General features: G+C 61.7%; 18 protein-coding genes. 7 read left to right on the top strand and 11 right to left on the bottom strand.

All coding sequences use genetic code 11. The annotated features are described in order from the left end of the window. Positions 1-132 precede the first annotated feature (132 nt). The 3 genes from PspR32_RS20570 to PspR32_RS20560 are packed head-to-tail and all read right to left on the bottom strand — an operon-like array spanning position 133 to position 2,573. Complete coding sequence (locus tag PspR32_RS20570) at positions 133-825, bottom strand: pseudouridine synthase (protein ID WP_036996696.1); 693 nt, start codon at positions 823-825, stop codon at positions 133-135. A 27-nt stretch (positions 826-852) separates the two neighbouring features. Beyond that, on the bottom strand, positions 853-1,074 hold the full coding sequence (locus PspR32_RS20565; RefSeq protein ID WP_010220950.1) for a cysteine-rich CWC family protein: 222 nt from the start codon (positions 1,072-1,074) through the stop codon (positions 853-855). 2 nt (positions 1,075-1,076) lie between these two features. Beyond that, the gene (locus PspR32_RS20560; RefSeq protein WP_026001186.1) at positions 1,077-2,573 is read right to left on the bottom strand and encodes a sensor domain-containing diguanylate cyclase; all 1,497 of its coding nucleotides are present in this window, start codon (positions 2,571-2,573) and stop codon (positions 1,077-1,079) included. 213 nt (positions 2,574-2,786) lie between these two features. Between PspR32_RS20560 and PspR32_RS20555 the strand changes: the two genes are divergently transcribed. Beyond that, positions 2,787-3,164, top strand: a complete 378-nt coding sequence (locus tag PspR32_RS20555; RefSeq protein WP_010220952.1) for a hypothetical protein — start codon at positions 2,787-2,789, stop codon at positions 3,162-3,164. Positions 3,165-3,172: 8 nt separating this feature from the next. Here PspR32_RS20555 and PspR32_RS20550 read toward each other — a convergent pair whose 3' ends face one another. Next, entirely contained in the window at positions 3,173-4,282 is a 1,110-nt protein-coding gene (locus tag PspR32_RS20550) for an enoyl-CoA hydratase/isomerase family protein (protein ID WP_159389095.1), read from the bottom strand. A gap of 126 nt (positions 4,283-4,408) precedes the next feature. On the opposite strand from PspR32_RS20550, the gene ung reads away from it, so the two are divergent. The 4 genes from ung to PspR32_RS20530 all read left to right on the top strand — a co-directional run bounded on the left by ung (position 4,409) and on the right by PspR32_RS20530 (position 11,734). Then, positions 4,409-5,101 (top strand): uracil-DNA glycosylase, encoded by a 693-nt coding sequence (gene ung / locus PspR32_RS20545; RefSeq protein ID WP_010220954.1) that lies wholly within the window; start codon positions 4,409-4,411, stop codon positions 5,099-5,101. Between the two features lie 128 nt (positions 5,102-5,229). Continuing rightward, entirely contained in the window at positions 5,230-7,164 is a 1,935-nt protein-coding gene (locus PspR32_RS20540) for a hypothetical protein (protein ID WP_159389094.1), read from the top strand. A gap of 188 nt (positions 7,165-7,352) precedes the next feature. Further along, a complete protein-coding gene (locus PspR32_RS20535) occupies positions 7,353-9,248 on the top strand; it encodes a hypothetical protein (protein ID WP_159389093.1) in 1,896 nt (631 codons plus the stop codon). A gap of 221 nt (positions 9,249-9,469) precedes the next feature. Further along, the gene (locus PspR32_RS20530; RefSeq protein WP_159389092.1) at positions 9,470-11,734 is read left to right on the top strand and encodes an autotransporter outer membrane beta-barrel domain-containing protein; all 2,265 of its coding nucleotides are present in this window, start codon (positions 9,470-9,472) and stop codon (positions 11,732-11,734) included. 45 nt (positions 11,735-11,779) lie between these two features. On the opposite strand, the gene PspR32_RS20525 is transcribed toward PspR32_RS20530, so the two are convergent. From PspR32_RS20525 to PspR32_RS20505, 5 genes are all read right to left on the bottom strand, one after another. Beyond that, positions 11,780-12,811 (bottom strand): AbrB family transcriptional regulator, encoded by a 1,032-nt coding sequence (locus PspR32_RS20525; protein WP_010220958.1) that lies wholly within the window; start codon positions 12,809-12,811, stop codon positions 11,780-11,782. Continuing rightward, complete coding sequence (locus PspR32_RS20520; RefSeq protein ID WP_159389091.1) at positions 12,804-14,318, bottom strand: tripartite tricarboxylate transporter permease; 1,515 nt, start codon at positions 14,316-14,318, stop codon at positions 12,804-12,806. Before PspR32_RS20520 ends, PspR32_RS20525 begins: the two co-directional genes overlap by 8 nt. Position 14,319: 1 nt before the next feature. Further along, on the bottom strand, positions 14,320-14,778 hold the full coding sequence (locus PspR32_RS20515; protein ID WP_010220960.1) for a tripartite tricarboxylate transporter TctB family protein: 459 nt from the start codon (positions 14,776-14,778) through the stop codon (positions 14,320-14,322). Between the two features lie 99 nt (positions 14,779-14,877). After that, entirely contained in the window at positions 14,878-15,858 is a 981-nt protein-coding gene (locus PspR32_RS20510) for a Bug family tripartite tricarboxylate transporter substrate binding protein (RefSeq protein ID WP_036996685.1), read from the bottom strand. 34 nt (positions 15,859-15,892) lie between these two features. Then, positions 15,893-17,179 (bottom strand): OprD family porin, encoded by a 1,287-nt coding sequence (locus PspR32_RS20505; protein ID WP_010220963.1) that lies wholly within the window; start codon positions 17,177-17,179, stop codon positions 15,893-15,895. A gap of 201 nt (positions 17,180-17,380) precedes the next feature. Here PspR32_RS20505 and PspR32_RS20500 point away from each other — a divergent pair, with 201 nt between their 5' ends. Beyond that, positions 17,381-18,052, top strand: coding sequence for a response regulator (locus tag PspR32_RS20500; protein WP_010220964.1), 672 nt, complete (start codon positions 17,381-17,383; stop codon positions 18,050-18,052). Further along, positions 18,045-19,424 (top strand): sensor histidine kinase, encoded by a 1,380-nt coding sequence (locus PspR32_RS20495; protein ID WP_010220965.1) that lies wholly within the window; start codon positions 18,045-18,047, stop codon positions 19,422-19,424. Before PspR32_RS20500 ends, PspR32_RS20495 begins: the two co-directional genes overlap by 8 nt. Here the strand turns inward: PspR32_RS20495 and PspR32_RS20490 are convergent. Next, positions 19,421-20,227, bottom strand: coding sequence for an HDOD domain-containing protein (locus tag PspR32_RS20490; protein WP_010220966.1), 807 nt, complete (start codon positions 20,225-20,227; stop codon positions 19,421-19,423). The genes PspR32_RS20495 and PspR32_RS20490 overlap by 4 nt on opposite strands. A gap of 55 nt (positions 20,228-20,282) precedes the next feature. Beyond that, complete coding sequence (gene ygfZ, locus PspR32_RS20485; RefSeq protein ID WP_159389090.1) at positions 20,283-21,224, bottom strand: CAF17-like 4Fe-4S cluster assembly/insertion protein YgfZ; 942 nt, start codon at positions 21,222-21,224, stop codon at positions 20,283-20,285. Positions 21,225-21,357 lie beyond the last annotated feature (133 nt).

Raw genomic sequence — 21,357 nt, 5'->3', positions numbered from 1 at the left:
AAGGTGTCTTGGACTACAACTGTGACTGGTGAGTCACAAGCAGACCGACGATTGGATTCAAGCAGGCACTCAGCCAACCCGCAAGTGCCTTTGGGGTAATTGGCGAAAATTTTCCGCCAGGCGGTCGCAGGCTCAGATTGCCTGGATTTCTTCGGGATAGAGCGCCCGGTACTGGCCGGGCTGCAGGTTCGGGTCCAGTTGCAACGGGCCCATGCGTTCGCGGTGCAGGCGCAGCACCTTGTTGTCGAAGTGGCCGAACATGCGCTTGACCTGGTGGTAGCGCCCCTCGACGATGCTCAGGCGTGCGCTGCACGGGCCCAGTAAGGTCAGTTCGGCGGGCAGGGTGGTGAGGTCTTCGAAGGCGAAGTAGAAACCCTGGCGGAACTTGTCGATGTAGTGTTCGCCAATCTCCTGCTCGGTCTCGACGTAGTAGACCTTGGGCAGTTTGGTCTGTGGCTGGGTCAGGCGCCGCGACCACAGGCCGTCGTTGGTCAGCAGCATCAGCCCGGTGGTGTTGAAGTCCAGGCGCCCGGCGATATGCAGGTCCTGGGTGTCGGGCTGGTCGATCAACTCGATCACGGTGGGGTGCTGCGGGTCCTGGGTGGCACTGACGCAGCCCTGGGGCTTGTGCAGCATCAGGTAGCGCAGCGGGCGCCCGGCCTGCAGCAGTTGCTCGTCGACCTCGATACGGCTGAACTCGCGCACGTCCAAGCGCGGATCGCTGACGCACTGGCCATCCACGCGCACGCGCCGTTCCACCAGCAGCAGGCGAACATGCTGGCGGCTGAAGCAGGGCAGGTTGCTGAGGAATCGATCGAGACGCATACAAAGCCAGGCGCAGGGCGCGACAGTTTAACCTTCGGGCGCGGCCTTGGCTGCCTGCAATTGCGCCTCGACCTTGGCGCAGCGTGGGCACAGGCAGGCCTGGTTGCGCAGCTCGCAGGGCAGGGCTTGGAGCACCTTGGGGTCGATGCTCACGCCATAGCACCAGCAGGCCTGGGCGGCCGTGCGCGGGTCGGCGAGGCTGCAATCGTTGCTGGCGCCACAGGCGGGGCAGCGGCGGGTGTCATTCATGATCAAGGCTGTTCATGGTCGGATCGGGGCATCTCGCTGCAGACGCGGTTGCGTCCACTCTGTTTGGCCCGGTAAAGGGCATGATCGGCACGGGCGATCAGGCTGTGCAGGGTATCGTCGGCCTGCAGGTTGCTCAAGCCGATACTGGCGGTCAGATGGATCGGCTGCCCGGCATAAGTAAAGGCCAGTGCTTCGGTCTTGCTGCGAATCTTCTCGGCGACGGCCAGGGCGCTGTGGCTGTCGGTGTCCTTGAGCAGCACGATAAATTCCTCACCACCCCAGCGGCAGATGATATCAGCATGGCGCAGGCAGTCTTCCAGCACCTGGGCGAACTGGCACAGTACTTCGTCGCCGGCCAGATGGCCATGGGTGTCATTGAGCGCCTTGAAGTGGTCGAGGTCGATCAGCAGGGCGATCAGCGGCTTGGGTTCGCGCTGGGCTTCCTGCAGCGCTTGCGCGGCCAGCAGGTCGAAGCCGCGGCGGTTGGGCAGGCCGGTGAGGCTGTCGAGGGTGGCCAGGGTTTCGATGTTGTCCTGATGGCGCTTGACCATGGCATTGAGCAGCGACAGCACCACCAGGGTGATCATCGCGCAGATCGCCAGGTTCAGGTACAGCGACTGGCGTATGGCGTCCATGGCGCCGTCTTCGCGCTTGTCAACGAACAGGAACCAGTTCAGCTCCGGTACCAGGCGCACATTGAGGAAATGGCTGTGGCCGTCGCTGCTGCGGTACTCATGACTGCCGCTGACCGGGGTGGGCATCTGCTTGAGCAGGTTGTGCAAACCGTCCAGCTCGGTCAGCGACTGGCCAGACCGGGCGCCATGGGGGCCGCCGCTGGAGCCGGTCAGCACCACGCGGCCATGGCGGTCGACGAAGAACACCCGGCGCTGGTAGCGCTGTTGGTAATCATCGATCAGGCGAATCACCGCTTCGACCGTCAGGCCGATACCGGCAACGCCAATGAACTTGCCGTCGTAGTCGAACACCCGATAGTTGATGAACACCGTGAGGCGATCCTGGTTGGCCATGTCGAGGTCGACGTTGATCTCGTAGGGCGTGTTCAGGGTCAGCACCCGTTGGTACCAGGCATCGCGGGGCGCCTGCGGGTCGATCTTCTTCAGCACGCCCTTGGCCTGGTAGTAGACGCCGGTAGTGTTTGAGACGAAGAACGCCGTGTAGGCGTGGTGCTGACGCATGACCTCGTTCAGGTAGCGGTTCACCTGAGCAGGGTCCCGTTCGCCGGCCAGCGCCCAGTCACGCAGAAAGGTGTCGTGGGCCATCATCGAGGAGACCAGGATCGGCCGCACCAGGTCCTTTTGGATTTCCGAATACACCGTATCGGAGGTCAGCGGCAGTTCGGTGTTGACGATGTTGTCGCGGATCGAGCTACGCGAGGCGAAGTAACTCAGCAGGGACGTCGCCAAAAAGCCGCAGGCGAGCAAGAGCAGTAATGTCAGGATCAGCGAGCGCTGCGAAAACAGGGCGGAACGAGGCGGCATGACATTCCCGGTCTGTGGGCCAATGGCCTTCATTCTAGTGGTCTGGCAGAAAAATAACTTTACGATTTTTAAGGGTATCGGCCTTGTATCAATTTATTGCAGCAATGGCACCGGACCTGTTTTTGGCAGTCTTATTTCATGTCGATGCACGCTTGCCGATCGACGCCGACCAGCGCCGCTGGGATGGGCAGTTTCGCGGTCCAGGAGGCCGCCATGAATCGCCGACTTTTGCTGATTGTAGTGCTGGGTTTGCTGACTACCGCTTGTGTCCCTTATGGAGGTCACGGTTATTACCGCACTGAAATCTATACCGCCGATAGCTACGGCTATCCGGGTTACTACCGGCCGTCCTATCCCTACAATCGTGGTTATTACGTAGCTCCGCAGCCGCGCTACTACGTGGCACCACCCCCGCGTTACTACGCGCCACCACCGCATTACTACCGTCCTGCACCCCACGGCTATTACCGGGAAACTCCGCATAACTACTACAAGCCGTATCCGGGCCGCGGCCATGACCGCTACCGCCAGGGTTCGTCACGCCACGAGCGCAACCGTGACGGCTGGCCGGATCGCAACTGGCGCCGCTGAGGCGCCGTTCAGGCCAGGTCCGCCAAGGGGTGACGTCCTTCCCACGCCTTGCTGAAATGCGCGTCGACCACCGCCGTTGGCACTTGGGCGATATCCGCCCAGTGCCAGCGCGGTTTCTGGTCCTTGTCGATCAGCCGTGCGCGCACCCCTTCGCTGAACTCCGGATGCTGGCAGCAGTTGAGGCTCATGGTGTATTCCATCTGGAACACCTGGGCCAGTGACAGATGGCGGGCGCGCTGGATCTGCTCCCACACCAGGTGTGCAGTCAACGGGCAGCCTTCGAGCATGGTCTGCGCGGCCTTGGCCAACAGCGGGTCGGCGTGGTTGCGCAACTGGGCGATGGCGCGCCAGGCGCACACTGGGTCGGCGACATCGAGCAGGGCGTCGATCTGCTGGCGCCTGGGCAGCCACTGGGGTTCGGGCCGTTCAGCCTGGGCGCCATGCTGCTGCGCCTTGAACAGGCTGTTGAGCTGCAGGGCGGTCTGCTCCTGCCAGTTCAGTTGCAGCAGGTCATCGAGCAGTTCTTCCTGCTGGCTTTCGCCCAGCAGACGGTCCGCCAGGCCCAGGTCCAGGGCATCGGTGGCGTTGATCGGTGCGCCGGTCAGGCCCAGGAACAAGCCCAGCTTGCCGGGCAAGCGGGACAGGAACCAGCTGCCACCGACATCCGGGTACAGGCCGATGCTGATTTCCGGCATGGCCAGGCGGCTGCTTGGCGTTACCACGCGCACATTGGCGCCTTGCAACAGGCCCATGCCGCCGCCCAGCACGTGGCCATGGCCCCAGCAGATCAGCGGTTTGGGGTAGGTATGCAGGTGGTAATCGAAGCGATACTCGGCGCTAAAGAATTGCGCCGCCAGGGGCGGTACCCGGCCGGGATGGTCGCTGCAGGCCTGGGCCAGGCTGCGCACCTCACCGCCGGCACAAAAGGCTTTGGCGCCACTGCCGCGCAGCAGTACGCAGACGATGTCCGGGTCATCGGCCCAGGCCTTGAGCTGTTCATCGAGTACCTCGATCATTGGCAGCGACAAGGCATTGAGGGTTTGCGGCGCATTGAGCGTGGCGACACCGATGCGCGCGCCGTCGACGCCGGTGAGTTCTTCGCACTGTACTGCAGCCATGGGCGACCTCGTGGTTGATCCGCACAAGTATGGCCGCTGCTGGTGATTTCGGCGGTCGCCGGTCGGATCGATTGACAAGCGCAGGCAGCTTTCCTAGTGTCGCGCCATTGTTTTACGGACCCGACCATGACTGACGACGACCGCATCAAACTTGAACCGAGCTGGAAAGAGGCCCTGCGCGCCGAATTCGACCAGCCCTACATGCACCAGCTGCGCGAATTCCTGCGTGAGGAACACGCCGCCGGCAAAGAGATCTACCCGCCAGGCCCGCTGATTTTCAACGCCCTCAACTCCACGCCGCTGGACCAGGTCAAGGTGGTGATCCTCGGCCAGGACCCGTACCACGGCCCTGGCCAGGCCCACGGCCTGTGTTTCTCGGTGCAACCGGGGGTGGCGCCGCCGCCGTCGCTGGTGAACATCTACAAAGAGTTGCAGCGTGACCTGAACATCGAGATCCCCAAGCACGGCTGCCTGCAGTCCTGGGCCGAGCAGGGTGTCTTGCTGCTCAACACCACCATGACCGTCGAGCGTGCCAATGCCGCGTCCCACGCCAACAGGGGCTGGCAGTTCTTCACCGACCGCATCATCGAGGTGGTCAGCGAACACCAGCCCAACAGCGTGTTCCTGCTCTGGGGTGCCCATGCGCAGAGCAAGCAGAAGCTGATCGATGCCACCAAGCACCTGGTGCTCAAGTCGGTGCATCCATCGCCGTTGTCGGCCTACCGGGGCTTTCTCGGTTGTGGGCATTTCAGCCAGGCCAACCGCTTCCTCGAGCAGCGCGGGCTGACCCCGATCGACTGGCGTTTGCCGCCGGTTTGAGGCCGGGTACCTAGCATTTTTGTCAGTTTCGGCCGATTTGAAATAGGCATCTAATACTTCCAGGTTTTCCACGGCAGCCAGCTACAGGCTGGCTGCCACGGTCCTCTTCGCTGGAAGGAACTGTCGCCATGGGCTCGGATGATTCTGATACTGCTGATGATCCGGTAAAACCTCGGGAGTGCTACGCCGCACCGGTCGTTCCGGCCGCCATGGAACTGGCGGACGATGATGTACTGGGGCATTTGGTGCGCAAGGAAGACCAGTTACGTCCACTGGCGATCAGGATCGAGGAGATCTGGGCGGACTACGATACTGCACCTCCGGGCTTTGACACCAAGGTCGAGTTCCTCTGGCGAGGGGTTGTGGTTGAAACATTCACCTTCCCGCAACCGGTCATCCCGGATGATGTTATTCCAGTGGTCTGCACGATGCCGTCGGACTACATGGCGGCGCCGGGCTCTGCGCGGGTCGAATACCGCGTTACGGTAACGGTGAACCCGTCCCTTTCGCACGCAACGCACTTGTTTATCGACAAGCAGGCGCCAAATGGCGACGAGGAAGGTAAGCCCCTGCAATTTGATCAGGAAGTCCTGATCAACGGCGTCACCGAGGATTACCTCAGTCGGCACGACACGGTCGATGCCCGGGTCGTGCCTTGGCCAGATATCAGAGTGGGCGACCTGCTGATGTATTACTGGGAAAAGTTGCCCGTCATTGAAACGGATGAGCAATCCCTCGAACTGCCCTACGCTGGTGAGCTGCGCATTATTGATGTCAACGCTCCGATCATCGTGCAATACGATGCGATGCTGGTCCGTGAGAGCGGTTCAGGCCCGCATAAAGCCTACTATCGCCTGGAAGATCGAACCGGTAACCGCGGGCCAAAGTCCGAGGACCAGGGGCTTGAGGTGGTGCTGGATGAACTGCCGGGCGCCTTGCCTGATCCTCGGGTGCCCAGGTTCGATGCTGATGGGCTGATCGATCTGGAAGACGCCCAGACAGGCGTCGAAGTTCATATTGACGCCATCACCGACGCACAGGCTGGCGATCAGGTTCAGGCCTACTGGCGTGGGCTGCCGCTTCGCTTGATAACCCTATCAGACAATCAGCAATGGCCTTTGAGGGCCCCGGTCAGTTGGGCAATCCTCGCGGCAGGAGGCTTTGCTGCACCTTTTGTTGATCGGGTGCACTACACCTGGCGACGCAGCGGGGCTTTGCTCACATCCGCGACCTTATGGGTTGACGTCGACCTGACAGTGGCCGGCCCGCCTCCCGGTCCGGATCCGGTAAACCCATTGCTGCAACCCGCTGTGGTCAAGGGATTGACTGCAGACAATGTGCTGACCGGTGCCGATGTCGGCCTCGACGCCCACGTCGAGATCCGCCTGTACGACAACCCGCAAACCGGTCAGGTGCTGGAATTGTTCTGGGGGAGCCATCTGCAGGCGGTAGATCGCTACGAGGTGAAGGCTGAGGATGTCGGCGGGCAATTGATCGTGCTGAGCGTTCCTTGGGCGATTATCCATGGGGTCGGCAATTCACCTGCGCTCCCTATGCAGTACACCACCTTCAACGGGGTTAACCGGCAACGGTCGCCCGTAACACCCGTGCGTGTCGAGGTGCGAGTCATCGAAGGCCTGGCGCCCGCCACTTTCCCAGACGCCGATCGAAACCAGTGGATCAACTGCAGCAACCAGCCGTGGCTGGGCGTGCGGGTTGAAATTCCGAAAGACTCGCAATTTCAGGTAGATGACAAAATTACCCTGCACTGGGAAGGCGACTACGGCCAGATAGGCAATAACCCTATTCCCGGGACCCAGGCGAGTTTCGAACATGTGCTGACCCGGGAGGATCTTGAATCCGAGCAGGGTTACATCTTTACCGTGCTGCCCTACGACCCGTTGATCAAGTTGGCAGCACGGGAGGACGGGCGTGGCGGCGGGAATGTCCGTTACCGACTTGATAAGGCTGACGGAAGCGGTGCGGGCAACTCTGGATTAGCGCGCGCGCGACTCTCGGTCCTCGATCTGAGCACGGGTTTGTACTGTGATCCGGAAACTTGAACAGTGTCGTGCATGAGGTTTTGTTCAGCACGGTGAAGTGCTGAGCACCCGTACTTAGGGTGACGTTCTGCTTTTAACAATGTTTGGCTTTGTTACCACTTGGCTGCTGGACGGCAGGGTGGCGGCTGGGCCGACGGTGTGGTGCTGATGGTGTTCCAAATCTATTTATATTTTCAGGAGATACCAAGATGACCAAGTTTGAAGAGACAACCGGTGTGCCGACTGTAAAAGCCAAGACGCGAGCGCCGCAGCCTAGACGTTTTCGAAATTTGTTCAATCCGCCTGTTCCCACTAACACAGAGCAAAATATTGAAGGGGGACAGATTAATTTGCTGCGTACACCGAAAATCCCCGAAGGGCTCAAGGTGGACATTCCGGCTTTTACTACAGTCGGGCCGCCCAGTACCATCGATACGGTAACCGTTTACATTAACGAAAGGCCCGTTCACAGTTTTGAGTTGCCGGTGCCCCATGTGGTCTCGTTTCCCATTCCCGTGACGCTGCAGGATCCGGTGCTTGAGTCTCACGGTGAGAAAATCGTCTACTTTGATGTAGTCAACTCCATAAATCCCAATGATGGGGTTTCGCAAAATCTTACGGTAACAGTCGACAGGCTAGATCCGAATCTTGGCGCTTTTCCAGCGGCCATCATTCTTCCGGCGGATCTGCCGGATGCCACGGTGACGCCTGAGTATCTGGAAGCGCACGACAATCAGTTAGTGTTGCAGATTCCAGACTACCTTGACCCGCAAGTGGGTGACTATTGGGCAATCCTCTTTGGCGATGAGCAGTCGCAACCCAATAAGGGCGGGCTGGTCAGTGAAAGGCCCATCAATGTAGTGCTGACAACAGAAGAGTTGCTCCTTGCTGGGCCGGGTACCAAGCAGGTGACCTATATACTGGAAGACCGGGCCGGCAATCCGAGCAAGCTGGCACACCGTCAGCAAGTATTCGTAATCCTCGAGCCAACGCCCATCGACCTGCTACCACCCAGGGTGGATGCAGCGCCCATTGATATTGTCGAGGCACGTGAAGGCGTGCTGATCGAGGTGGATGAATATACCAATGCCCTGGCGGGCGATGAAGTACGTGTGTATTGGAATGATCGTTATGTGGATCGAGTCTTCCTGCCGCCAACGCCTAACTGGCCTTTGCCGTTTACTGCATCGTGGGGGACTATTTCCAACGGGGTCGAGGGGACCGCGCATACGGCCAAAGTGCGCTATGAAGTCATCCGCAGCAAAACCTACCCTTCTCCTGTCCTGGACGTGGAAGTTGACCTGGAGTTGATTGGGCCGCCTAACCCGGGCGAGCCCGGTCCGGTCAATCCGGAGCTGGATGTTCCGCTCCTGACCTCGTCGACGGAGGAACTGAATCTTCTGCGCTCAGAGGATGCAGGCCAGCCTGCCGACGTCAGTTTTACCCTGTATGATCCTGCGCAAACGGGGGAGGTTATTCGGCTTTACTATGGTCCGGAAAACCTGTTGGTGGCCACCTACACAGTGCTGAGCACAGACAATCCCGGTGACTCGATCCCGTTGCAGATCAGCTGGGACGATATTGTCACGGTCGGCAATGGAACGGACATTCCGCTGTTCTATAAAATTTTTGCCAATGCGACCACCACCAACTTCCAGTCGTCGGACAGTCAATTGGTGGATGTCAGTGCCATTCCATTGGCAGCGGTCAACGAGCCTGAGTTGAATTTGCTCGGTAACCAAGTGGGTATCAGTTGTTCCGATTTTCCATGGCGAGGCGTTAATGCCAGGATTCTTGATGCTCAACATCTTCAAGTGGGCGACACCATTACTTTGCACTGGCTGGGCCTGGAAGGTTTTACCAATTCGGTGCCTGTCGAAGCGACGCGTTCATCTTTTACACGGGAAGTACTCAATCAAAACGAAGTTGACACTGGGGTAAATCTCATAATCCCATGGATTCCCTGCATGGAACCGCTACGCAGCGGCTTTGTCGAGCTGTATTGGATTCAGGAACGTGGTGGCCAGGCAATTGGCCGTTCTCCAGTGAAGTCTTACTACTACTTTGGCGAACAGGGGACCGGGCTTTGCCCAGGAAGGCCATAAGCTGATTGTTTGATAATGAATGAAGCCGAGCAATGCTCGGCTTCATTTTTTCTATATAGGCGCGACACTACCTGTTGATTGCGCCTACTTCTTATGAGGAATATTCCTACATAAGATTCTGTCAGAAGTTTCTATTCTGCGCTCCGAACAAACGGGGCTTGAACTAGTTGGCTCTGTTTAATCCGGAACTGAATAGTCTCAATGCTGCGGAGTAGAATCTCATGACCAAGCCAAGCATCTTCAAACCCTCGGCGCTTTCGTGCGCCCTGCAGGCAGCCCTTGTCGCTCCCTTGGTGATGGCATCGGCTCAGGCCCTGGCTATCACCAAGGTTGTCGAAAGCAACCAGACCTTTACCGCTACCTCGGGGACGCCGTCCTACAACTATCGCGTATTGGAAAATGCCACTCTGAATGTACAGGGTGCGCGTACCGAGCACATTCAAGTGCGCAAGGGCCAACTGAACATCGAAGGTGGCACCGTCACTGCCGGCGGCTCGAACAACGCTGTTGCCCTGGTGAGCAGTACCGCCCGTATCGCCAACGCACGTATCGATAGCGCCCAGGGCAACGGCCTGACGATTGGTCGATTGCTCGATGGTTCGGCAACCGGTTCTGAGGTCCAGGTCCAGAGCAGCGAAATCAACGGTGGCCGATTTGGTGCAACCCTCAGCGCCTATAGCAATCTGTCGCTCAAAGACTCGAGCCTGACCGGTGCTACGGCTGATGGTCTGTTGATGATCGGCGGCCAGGCCCAGGTGCACAACAGCGTGATCAAGGGCGCCGAGAGCGGTGTACGTTTGTCTCATGAATACTATGGCTCTGAAGCCAACGAGCAGGCCCCGACGTTGCTCCTGGACAATAGCAAAGTGATCGGGGGGACTGGAGCGGCCCTGGTGGTGGACTCTGCAACTACCGCCCGTATCGACGTGCTCAATGGTTCGAGCCTGGAAGGCGCCAACGGCAACTTGCTTGAGCTCAAGAACGCCGGCTCGGCGGATATGCAGGTCAGCCGCAGCACCCTGGCCGGTAACATCCTGGTTGGTGAAGGCAGCACTGCAAATCTGGACTTGAGCAACGCCAGCCTGGAAGGTGACGTGATCGTCGCCGCGGGCGGCGCGGCGCAACTGAGCCTGAACGATCAATCGCTGTTCAAGGGGCGCCTGGAAAACGTCGACGCATTGGCGCTCAATGGCGACAGCACCTGGGCGCTGATTGGCGACAGCCAGGTTGAGCAGTTGAGCCTGCAGGGCGGTCATGTGCAATTCGGCGAGCCTGGCCAGTTCTATCGCCTTGACCTGGGAGAGTTGTCTGGCAACGGCACCTTTCATATATCGGCTGACTTCGCCACTGGCGAAGCTGACCTGCTCAATGTCAGCGGTCAGGCCGATGGTCAGCATACCCTCGCCATCAGTGCCAGTGGTCATGACCCGGCCGCCGTTGAGCGGATCACCGTGGTCACTACCGGTGGCGGCGATGCCGAATTCAGCCTGTTGAACGGTCCTGTAGACCTGGGTGCGTTTTCCTACGGTCTGACCAAGGAAGGCAACGACTGGCACCTGGACACTGAGAAAAAGGTCATCAGCCCCGGCACCCGTTCGGTCCTGGCGCTGTTCAACACCGCACCGACCGTGTGGTACGGCGAGCTGTCGTCGCTGCGCACCCGCATGGGCGAGTTGCGCTACAACGAAGGTAAAAGCGGTGCCTGGGGCCGGGCCTACGGCAGCAAGTACAACGTTGCCGAATCGTCTGGCACCGCCTATAAGCAAACCCAGCAGGGCTTCACCCTGGGTGCCGATGCCCAGGTGGGCGACAGCCAATGGCTGGTTGGCGTACTGGCCGGTCATAGCAAGTCGGACCTGGACCTGAGCCGTGGTACCAGCGGTACGGTCGACAGCTACTACGCCGGTGCCTACACCACCTGGCTGGATCAGGACAGCGGTTACTACTTCGACGCGGTGGCCAAGGTCAACCGCTTCGACAACAAGTCCAAGGTGGCGATGAGCGACGGCAGCCAGGCCAAGGGTAACTACAAGACCAGCGGTGTGGGTGCATCGGCCGAGTTCGGTCGTCACATCAAGCTCGATGACGGCTACTTCGTTGAACCTTTCGCCCAAGTGTCGGCCGTGAGCATCCAGGGTGCGTCCTACGACCTGGACAGCGGCCTGAAGGCTGAAGGTGACCGTACTACCTCGGTGCTTGGCAAAGCCGGTGCCACGGTGGGTCGCAACTTCGACCTGGGCGAGGGCCGTTTTGCCCAGCCGTATCTGCGCGCTGCCGCGGTGCATGAGTTCGCCAAGAACAACCAGGTCAAGGTCAACGACAACGTGTTCAACAACGACCTGTCCGGCTCGCGTGCCGAGGTCGGTGCCGGTATTGCCGTGTCGCTGTCCGAGCGCCTGCAGTTGCATGCCGATATCGATTACAGCAACGGCGACAAGATCGAGAAGCCGTTCGGTGCCAACGTCGGGGTGCGTTTCACCTGGTAAGCGCGTAAAGAAGAAGAGGAAGCCTTGGCTTCCTCTTTTTTTGTTTCAGTCGCAGCGTTTGTCCCAATGCCTGAACAACGGCTCGGCCAGAAACAGCACGAACAGCAAACGCATCACCTGCAGCGCCGTGACCAGCGGTACCGACAGTTGCAAGGTTTCGGCGGTCAGGCTCATTTCGGCGATGCCGCCGGGCATCATGCCCAGGGTCAACGAGCGCAGGTCGAGGTTGGTCATGACGCTGAGCACGCAGGCGGCGATACCGGCGATCAGCATGGTCAAGGCCGTGGCGATCAAGGTGCGCCCGAGAAACGACGGCGCCCGGCGAAAGAACGCGCGGTTGAAGTGGCAGCCCAGGCCGCTGCCGATCAGCCATTGGCCGATCTGGCTGGCGCCGTCGGGCAGGGCAACCTGCAGGTTGGCGCTGACACTGGCCACCGCCGCCACCAGCAACGGCCCGAACAGCCACGGGTTGGGTTGTTTCAAGCGCTGCCAACCCAGGGCCAGCAACACGCCCAGCGGGCAGATCACTACCAGCCAGCTCCAGTTGACGCTGCCGGTGTGGGTCAACGGCACGCCATTGCCGAGCAAAAACTTGAACAGCGCCGGCACGCACAGCACCACCGCCAGTACCCGCAAACTCTGCGCTGCCGCCACCTGGCTGAGCACCGCGCCGTTGCGGGCGCCGAGGTTGACCATCTCCCCGGAGCCGCCGGGCATGCTGGAAAAGAACGCCGTGGCGCGGTCTTCACCAGTACGGCGCAGCAACCACACCCCGACCACACTGGAGACGCTGGTGATCAGTGCCCCGCAGAAAATCAAACCGAAGTTGCTCGCCACCTGCTCGACCACCGCCGGGGTGAAGTGCAGGCCGATACCGATGCCGATGATCCACTGCCCGCATTTGCGCCCACCGGGGATCTCGCTCAGTTGCCAGGGCGTCAGGCAACGCACCAGGATGATCGCCAGCAACGAGCCGACCATCCATGGCAGTGGCCAGCCGACCCTGCTGGCGAGGTAACCGCCAGCCAAGCCGACCAGGCCGGTGGCCCAGTACAGTTTCAGGCGGCCATCAGACATCGGCCAGGGCACGGCGCTGAAGGCTGCGCTTGCGCCAGATGCGCAGCAGCGGCAGGAGCATCATGGCGATGGTCAGGCCCCACACGCTGACGCTGATCGGGCTCGACCAGAGGATGTCCAGGGCGCCGTTGGAGATCGACAGCGCACGGCGCAGGTTCTGCTCCATCAGCCCACCGAGGATGAAGCCGAGGAGGATCGGCGACAGTGGGAAGTCCAGCTTGCGCAGGATGTAGCCGAAGATGCCGATGCCGATCATCAGGAACAGGTCGAAGGTGGTGGCATGCACTGCGTACACACCGATCGCGGTGATGATCGCGATCACCGGCACCAGTGCCCAGTTCGGCACGGCGAGGATGCGGGTGAAGATGCGGATCATCGGGATGTTGAGGATCACCAGCATGATATTGGCGATAAACAACGAGGCGATCAGGCCCCAGACGATGTCTGGCTGCTGTTCGAACAGCATTGGCCCCGGGGTGATGTTGTACAGGGTCAGGGCACCGATCATCACCGCCGTGGTGCCCGAACCCGGTACGCCGAGGGTCAGCATCGGTACCAGGGCGCCGCAGCAGGAAGCACCGATGGCGGTTTCCGGCGCCGCCAGGCCGCGTTTGTCACCCTTGCCGAAGGTGCCGCTGGCACCGGCAATGCGCTTCTCGGTCATGTAGGCCACGGCGCTGGCCAGGGTTGCGCCGGCACCGGGCAACACGCCCATGATGAAACCGAGCAGGCCGCAGCGAATGTTGACCAGGAACACCGAGGCCGCTTCCTTGAAGTTGAACAGCATGCGTCCGGTGGCTTTCACCGCTTCGTGGCCGTGATGGGTTTTTTCCAGCAGCAGGAGGATCTCGCTGATGGAGAACAGGCCCAGGACCAGCACCACGAACTGGATGCCGTCGGCGAGGTGCACGCTGTCACCGGTAAAACGGTACACACCGCTGTTGGCGTCGATGCCGACGCTGGAGAGAAACAGCCCGATCAGCGCCGCGATGAAGGTCTTCAACGGCCGGTCACCGGCCATGCCGCCGAGGCAGACAATGGCGAACACCATCAGCACGAAATATTCCGCCGGGCCAAAGGCGATCGCCCATTTCGCCAATAGCGGTGCGAACAGCACCATGCCACAGGTAGCGATTAAGGCGCCGATGAACGAGCTCCAGGCCGACAGCGACAGCGCCACTCCGGCCAGGCCCTGGCGGGCCATGGGGTAGCCGTCGAGGGTGGTCATTACCGTCGAGGCTTCACCGGGGATGTTGAGCAGGATCGAGCTGATCCGCCCACCGTATTCGCAGCCCAGGTACACCGCTGCCAGCAGGATCAGCGCCGACTCCGGCGGCAGGCCGAGGGCAAAGGCAATCGGGATCAGCAGCGCCACGCCGTTGATCGGGCCCAGGCCCGGCAACAGGCCGACCACGGTGCCGATCAGTGTGCCGGTGAGGGCAGTAACCAGGTTGTAGGGGCTCAGGGCGATGCCGAAGCCCTGGCCGAGATAGCCAAGCGTATCCATGTCAGTTCTCCAGAACGTCGAGCAGGCCGAGGGGCAGGGGCACATCCATCACACGGTCGAACAGCCAGTACAGGGCGATGCTCATCAGGCCGATGATCACCACGCTGGGCAGCCAGCGTCCGCCATACAGGCGCGCCATCGGCACGCCGATGAGGATGCTGCTGACAATGAAACCCAGCGGCTCGAAGGTAGCGGCGAAGACCAGCAGCAAGGCGACGCAGAGGCCGATCTTGTTCAGGGTTTCGCGGTCCAGTTCGGGCTCGTCATCCTTGCGGACGATGGGCGTGGGGCGAAAGGCCAGGTACACAAGGCCCGCAGCCATCAGGCCGAGCATCAGCAAGGGATAGGCGCGTGGCCCGACCGGTTCGTAGGAAAAAGCTGCCTGGTAGGGCCAGGCCATCACTGCCAGGGCGGCGCACACCGCCAGCAAAAACAGGGCGAAGAGGCGTTGCAGGATCATTGGGGAATCCTCTTTTCGCGGGGCAAGCCCGCTCCCACAGGTCAACGCTGCGTCTGTGGGAGCGGGCTTGCCCCGCGATGCGTTCGAAAGGGGAGAGGCTTACTGAATCAAGCCAAATTCCTTGGCCAGGGCCTTGTAGTCAGCCACCTGTTTCTTCACGTAGGTGTCCAGCTCGGCGCCGGTCATGGCGAAAGGGAACAGCTCGCGCTGGTCGCGCAGCTTGGCGAACTCTTCCGAGGCCAGCAGCTTGTCGAACGAGGCTTTCCACCAGTCGTACTCTTCATCGGTCACTTTCGGCCCGAGGTAGAAACCGCGCACCACCGGCCAGACGATGTCATAGCCCTGTTCCTTGGCGGTGGGGATGTTCTTCATTTCCGGCTCGTCCAGGCGGGTTTCGGCAAACACCGCGAGCAGGCGCATGTCTCCGCTCTGGATGTGCGGCATGGAGTCGGAGATATCGGTACTGCCGACCTGAATATGGCCGCCGAGCAGCGCCGTGGCGATTTCGCCGCCGCCTTCCAGGGCTACATAGCGCAGGTCGCGCGGGTTGATCCCGGCGGCCTTGGCGATCAGCGCGGTCTGCATCCAGTCCTGGCTGCCGACGGTACCGCCGGAGCCGATCACCACCTTGCTCGGGTCTTTTTTCAGGGCTGCGACCAGATCGTCGAGGGTCTTGTAGGGCGAATCGCTTTTCACTGCGATGGCACCGTAACTGGTGCCCACCGCCGCCAGCCAGCGCACGGCGTTCTCGTCGAAGCGGCCGAACTTGCCTTGTGCCAGGTTCAGCAGCGAACCACTGGACCAGGCCACCAGGGTGCCGGCATCGGCCGGACGCTGGGCGACCACAGCGTTATAGGCCACCGCGCCGACACCACCGGGCATGTAGGTGACGCGCATCGGCTTGCTGAGGATCTTCTCGTTGATCAGGGCGCTTTGCACCAGCTTGCAGGTCAGGTCGAAGCCACCGCCGGGCGAGGCCGGGGCGATGCATTCGGGGCGTTTCGGTTCTGCGGCCAGGACGTTACCGGCAAGCAGCAGGCAACCGGTGGCGAGGGCAATACGGCGCAGTGAAAAAGTCATCGTCTATCTCCGTGAGCATTATTGTTGTCGGGGATTACCACAGCGCAAGGCTGTAACTCACCAGCAGTCGCACTTCGTCGGCATCGCGGGCGAAGTTGGAACGGAAGGTGGCGTTGCGCAGGCGCACGGCGACGTTTTTCAGGGCGCCACTTTGCACCACGTACTTGAACTCGGTGTTGCGTTCCCACTCCTTGCCCTCACCGCCATCGGCCAGGCTGACATTATCGCCGCTGATGTAGCGGGTCATGAAGGTCAGGCCGGGGATGCCCAGCTTGGTGAAGTCATAGTCGTAACGAGCCTGCCAGGAGCGCTCGTCGGCGCCGGCAAAGTCGTTGATCTGCACGAAGTTGACCAGGTACGGGTCGGCGCCATCGACATAGGGGAAGGCGGTGTCGCCGGACAGGTGCTGGTAGCCGGCGCTGAGCTTGTGGCCATTGAGGCCGTAGCTGAGCATGCCGTTGAGCGCGGTGTTGTCGATGTTGCCGCCGCGGGCCTGGCCCTGGTCGTCGCTGAAGGCCATGCGCAGGTCGGCGCCGAAGGTGCCCGGGCCCCAGGGCTGGGAGGCGATCATGCCGACGAAGTGCTGACGGTAGACGTCATCGAGCTGGGCCCAGTGGTAGCTGCCGGTGATCTTGTCAGTGAACTTGTAGTCCAGGCCGGCCATGTCGAAATGGTTACCGGCGACGGTGCCGAGAAAGCGGCTGTTCTTGTTGTTGAGGGCGATATCTTCGTTGTTGGTACTGTCGCGGTCGCGGGCTTTTTCCAGGCGCCCGCCGGTGAAGGTAAGGTTCTTGATCTCGCCCGAGGTCAGCAGGCCACCCTCGAAGGTCTGCGGCAGGATGCGCCCGTCGTTGGGCTGCAGGGTCGGCAGTTCCGGGATCAGGGTGCCGACCTTCAATTCGGTCTCGGAGAGTTTCACCTTGCCGGTCAGGCCGAGCTTGGAGTACTCGTCGGCGGCGCGGCCATCGTCATGGGTCGGCAGCAGGCCGGTGCCGGTGCGGTCGGGGCTGGAGTCGAGCTTGATACCAAGCATCCCCAGGGCATCAAGGCCAAAGCCTACAGTACCTTCGGTATAACCTGACTCGAAGTTGAGCATGAAGCCCTGGGCCCACTCGTCCCGTTTGGACTGCTGGGCGCTGGTACCGTCGCGAAAGTCGCGGTTGAAGTACATGTTACGGGTTTCGAAGCTCGCCTTGCTGTCATCGAAGAAGGCGGCCTGGCTCAACGGGGCGACGCCGGCAAGGGCGAGGGCGCTGGCAACTGCGGTCTGGCGGGAAGGGCGTCGGGTAGGCGCGTACGCCTGCGGCTGCATGGACAGCATCGTGGAGTGACTCCGTTATTGTTCTTATTAGTTCGGACCTTGGGTCCGGTTTTACGGCAAGCAGAGTGAGCCGTGAGAGGATGCTAGGACGTGAACCTTTCGCTAACCTTTCAGCAGCTTTTGATTGCTGCGAAGGCTTCACAGGCGGGCTGTCGGCTGTACACTCCGCGCCATTGAACGCGACGCAAAGGGGAGAGATCGATGCGTGTGCTGCTCGTCGAAGACCATCTGCAACTGGCCGAAAGCGTGGCCCAGGCCCTGAAAAGCACCGGTCTGACCGTGGATGTGCTGCATGATGGCGTGGCCGCCGACCTGGCCCTGGCCAGCGAGGAATACGCCGTGGCGGTGCTCGATGTCGGCCTGCCGCGCATGGACGGTTTCGAGGTGCTGGCGCGCCTGCGCGCCCGCGGCAAAACCGTGCCGGTGCTGATGCTGACCGCGCGCAGCGACGTCAAGGACCGGGTCCATGGCCTGAACCTGGGCGCCGACGATTACCTGGCCAAACCCTTCGAACTGACCGAGCTGGAAGCGCGGGTCAAGGCCCTGTTGCGCCGCAGCGTCCTCGGTGGCGAGCGCCAGCAGCGCTGCGGGCCGCTGGTCTATGACCTCGATACCCGGCGTTTCACCCTCGGCGAAGAGCTGCTGACCCTGACCTCCCGCGAGCAGGCCGTGCTCGAAGCGCTGATCGCCCGGCCCGGGCGGGTGATGAGCAAGGAGCAACTGGCCGCCCAGGTGTTCGGCCTGGATGAAGAAGCCAGCGCCGACGCCATCGAAATCTACGTGCACCGCCTGCGCAAGAAGCTCGATGGCCATCCTGTGGCCATCGTTACCTTCAGGGGGCTCGGCTACCTGCTCGAGCATAAAGATGCGTGACAGCGGCAGCCTGCGCGGGCGGCTGCTGTGGAACCTGGCGATCCTGCTGGTGGTGCTGATGCTGGCCAGCGGCCTGAGCGCCTACTGGAACGGTCGCGAAGCCGCCGATACCGCCTACGACCGTACCTTGCTGGCCTCGGCGCGGACCATTGCCGCCGGCCTGTCGCAGCGCGACGGCACCCTCAGCGCCGATGTGCCTTATGTGGCCCTGGACACCTTCGCCTACGACAGCGCCGGGCGCATCTACTACCAGGTCAACGATATTCATCAGCGCTTGATCTCAGGCTACGAAAACCTGCCGGCACCGCCGCCCAATACCCCGCGCACTGACGACTACCCGGCCCTGGCACGCTTCTACAACGCCCGCTACCTGGGCCAGGACGTGCGTGTGGTCAGCCTGCTCAAGGCGGTCAGCGAGCCGAACATGAACGGCATGGCCGAAATCCGCGTGGCCGAAACCGAAGAAGCGCGGGTGCGCATGGCCCGCAGCCTGATGGCCGATACGTTGCTGCGCTTGGGCATGCTCGCCCTTGGCGCTCTGATGCTGGTGTGGTTTGCCGTCAGCGCTGCCCTGCGCCCGCTGGAGCGCTTGCGCAGTGCCGTGGAAGAACGTCAGCCCGATGACTTGCGGGCCTTGCCGGTGGTTCAGGTGCAGCGCGAACTGAGCCCGTTGGTACGCGCGCTGAACCACTTTACCGAACGCCTGCGCGGTCAGTTCGAGCGGCAGGCGCAGTTCATTGCCGAAGCCGCCCATGAGCTGCGCACGCCCCTGGCGGCACTCAAGGCACGGGTCGAATTGGGTTTGCGCTCGAATGAGCCGCAGGTCTGGCGCGAAACCCTGGAGTCCGCTGCGCAAGGCACCGATCGCCTGACCCATCTGGCCAACCAGTTGCTATCGCTGGCGCGGGTCGAGAACGGCGCGCGGGCGATTGCCGAGGGCGGCGCGCAACGCCTGGACCTCAGCCAGCTGGCCCGTGAACTGGGCATGGCCATGGCGCCGCTGGCCCATGCCCGTGGCGTGGCCCTGGCGCTGGAGGCCGAGGTGCCGGTGTGGGTGCGCGGCGAGCCAACGCTGCTCAACGAGCTGCTCAGCAACCTGGTCGACAATGCCCTGGCCCATACACCCAAGGGCGGCAATGTGATCCTGCGGGTCAGCGCCCCCGGCATTCTTGAGGTTGAAGACGACGGCCCGGGCATTCCTGAGCACGAGCGGGAAAAAGTCTTCGAGCGTTTCTACCGGCGCAGTGCCCAGGGTACCGGCCTGGGCCTGGCGATTGTCGGCGAGATCTGCCGCGCGCATTTGGCGCAGATCAGCCTGCATGATGGCGAGCGTGGTGGCTTGAAGGTGCGGGTCAGCTTCAGCGCCGACTAGCGGAACATCGCCTTGGCGTCGAGCAGGTCGCTGGCCTGCAACTCGGTGCCGGTGGGCAGGCGCAGATGGCGGTAGGCGGGCAGGGCGGCCAGTGGTCGTTCCTTGCTGTTGCTGCTGAGCACCTGGGCGATCTGCACGATATCGACGTAATCGACCTTGTCGGTGCCGCGGTCCAGGTCCTGGATCAACCCGGGCAGGTGCACCAGTTGCTCGGGGAACTCCCACACGCTGAGGATCTTGTCGCCCAGTGCCGGATGGATCTGCTCGATCACATAGTTCAGGCTGACCGGGTCGGAAAGCAGCTCGTTGTGCTCTTCGGCATACAGCAGGATCGGCAATACACCAATCTGGTGAACCAGCCCGGCCAGTGCCGCCTGGTCCGGCTTGAGCTGGGTGAAGCGCAAGCACAGTTCATAGCTGATGCCGGCTACTTCCAGGCTTTTCGCCCAGATCTCGCGCATTTTTTGTTCAACGACATCGGAGCGGGCGTGGAAGATCTGTTCGATCACCAGGCCGATCGCCAGGTTGCAGCTGTAGTTGATGCCCAGGCGGGTGATGGCCGTGTGCAGGTCGGTGACCTCGGTGGCGGCGCGCAGCAAGGGGCTGTTGACCACCTTGATCAGGCGCGCCGAGAGCGCCGCATCGCGGCCGATCACCTTGCTCAGGGTGCTGACGCTGATCTCGCTGTCTTCGGCGGCTTCGCGAATGCTCAAGGCCACTTCCGGTAGGGTTGGCAGCACCAGGTCATCGTTGTCGATGGCGCTCAGCAGGTGGGCCTGGATCATCTCGGCCATCTTGTTCATGGTGATTCTCTACCGCAATTGAGGAGTGCCCCACCCATAAAGGGCGGGAGCAGGCTCAGCGCTGGATTTCGCGATCGCGATCCAGTTCGTAAGGGAGCGTCAGCAGCGCCAGGCGCGGGCCTTCGGGGCTGCCCAGGTGCAGGTTGTCGTCTTGCACGGCATCGGCGCTCAGCACGGCCAGCAGTTCGCTGCCCTGCTCGCTGCGGGCGGCCAGCACCACTTCACCGACAGAGGAGTTATGGGTTGGCGAGAACACTTCGGTCCCGGGCTCCGGCAGGCTGCCCTCGGCCAGGGCCAGGCGGTACTGGCGGCGCTTGAGCTTGCCCAGGTACTGCATGCGCGCGACGATTTCCTGGCCGGTATAGCAGCCTTTCTTGAAGCTGACGCCACCAACGGCTTGCAGGTTGATCATCTGCGGGATGAACAGTTCGCGGGTTTGCGGCATGACCTGGCCAATGCCGGCACGGATCTGGCCGAGCAGCCAGTCGTTGAGGTCGGCGTTGGCAAGCTTGGCGGCCAGTTGGGCTTGCACCGCTTCGGCCTGCTCGGCAGGTACCCACAACTCGACACGAGCGGCCGATACCGCGATGGCGATCAGGCCGTTGTGACGACTGACGGCGTCGGTCTGCGTCGGCACTTCCAGGCCCAGGGCTTGCAGGGCAGCTTCACCGTCGTGCAGGCCGAAGCGCACCCAGGCGGCACTGTCGTCGGTCAGCTTGGCCTTGGAGAACACCGCGTACTTCTTGAGGTCGGCCAGTTGCGGCTCGAGCAGTTCGCGGGTCATCGCCAGCAGGTAGCCATCACCCTCGGCAAGGATGCGAAAGCTCGACTGCATGCGGCCTTTGACCATGCAGCGGGCGCCGAGGCTGGCGGTATGGTCGTTGAGGTAACTGATATTGCAGGTCAATTGGCCTTGCAGGAACTTGCCGGCGTCCGAGCCGCGGACGGCGAGAACGCCTTCGTGGGAAAGGGTGCAGTAAAAAGCGGAGTCGGCCATGGTTTATCGCAAGGTGATAGGACTGGGGCCCATGATAGAGCGCTGTCGGCAAAATAGGTAGTTGAGTGCAGGCCTCTGTCATTATTTGCTCACATGTCCGGACCAACGTCGCGTGTCCCTCGGGCGCGGGCTC

It is taken from the genome of Pseudomonas sp. R32 (genome assembly GCF_009866705.1).
GTDB lineage: Bacteria > Pseudomonadota > Gammaproteobacteria > Pseudomonadales > Pseudomonadaceae > Aquipseudomonas > Aquipseudomonas donghuensis.
This window is presented reverse-complemented; position numbering and strand designations above follow the sequence as displayed.

Bases quoted from the DNA above. Each gene is read 5' to 3' on its own strand.
- PspR32_RS20550 (WP_159389095.1), bottom strand. From the start codon at position 4,282: ATGGCTGCAGTACAGTGCGAAGAACTCACCGGCGTCGACGGCGCGCGC.
- ygfZ (WP_159389090.1), bottom strand. From the start codon at position 21,224: ATGGCCGACTCCGCTTTTTACTGCACCCTTTCCCACGAAGGCGTTCTC.
- PspR32_RS20495 (WP_010220965.1), top strand. From the start codon at position 18,045: ATGCGTGACAGCGGCAGCCTGCGCGGGCGGCTGCTGTGGAACCTGGCG.
- ung (WP_010220954.1), top strand. From the start codon at position 4,409: ATGACTGACGACGACCGCATCAAACTTGAACCGAGCTGGAAAGAGGCC.
- PspR32_RS20565 (WP_010220950.1), bottom strand. From the start codon at position 1,074: ATGAATGACACCCGCCGCTGCCCCGCCTGTGGCGCCAGCAACGATTGC.
- PspR32_RS20540 (WP_159389094.1), top strand. From the start codon at position 5,230: ATGGGCTCGGATGATTCTGATACTGCTGATGATCCGGTAAAACCTCGG.
- PspR32_RS20535 (WP_159389093.1), top strand. From the start codon at position 7,353: ATGACCAAGTTTGAAGAGACAACCGGTGTGCCGACTGTAAAAGCCAAG.
- PspR32_RS20570 (WP_036996696.1), bottom strand. From the start codon at position 825: ATGCGTCTCGATCGATTCCTCAGCAACCTGCCCTGCTTCAGCCGCCAG.
- PspR32_RS20560 (WP_026001186.1), bottom strand. From the start codon at position 2,573: ATGCCGCCTCGTTCCGCCCTGTTTTCGCAGCGCTCGCTGATCCTGACA.
- PspR32_RS20515 (WP_010220960.1), bottom strand. From the start codon at position 14,778: ATGATCCTGCAACGCCTCTTCGCCCTGTTTTTGCTGGCGGTGTGCGCC.
- PspR32_RS20510 (WP_036996685.1), bottom strand. From the start codon at position 15,858: ATGACTTTTTCACTGCGCCGTATTGCCCTCGCCACCGGTTGCCTGCTG.
- PspR32_RS20490 (WP_010220966.1), bottom strand. From the start codon at position 20,227: ATGAACAAGATGGCCGAGATGATCCAGGCCCACCTGCTGAGCGCCATC.
- PspR32_RS20530 (WP_159389092.1), top strand. From the start codon at position 9,470: ATGACCAAGCCAAGCATCTTCAAACCCTCGGCGCTTTCGTGCGCCCTG.
- PspR32_RS20505 (WP_010220963.1), bottom strand. From the start codon at position 17,179: ATGCTGTCCATGCAGCCGCAGGCGTACGCGCCTACCCGACGCCCTTCC.
- PspR32_RS20500 (WP_010220964.1), top strand. From the start codon at position 17,381: ATGCGTGTGCTGCTCGTCGAAGACCATCTGCAACTGGCCGAAAGCGTG.
- PspR32_RS20520 (WP_159389091.1), bottom strand. From the start codon at position 14,318: ATGGATACGCTTGGCTATCTCGGCCAGGGCTTCGGCATCGCCCTGAGC.
- PspR32_RS20555 (WP_010220952.1), top strand. From the start codon at position 2,787: ATGAATCGCCGACTTTTGCTGATTGTAGTGCTGGGTTTGCTGACTACC.
- PspR32_RS20525 (WP_010220958.1), bottom strand. From the start codon at position 12,811: ATGTCTGATGGCCGCCTGAAACTGTACTGGGCCACCGGCCTGGTCGGC.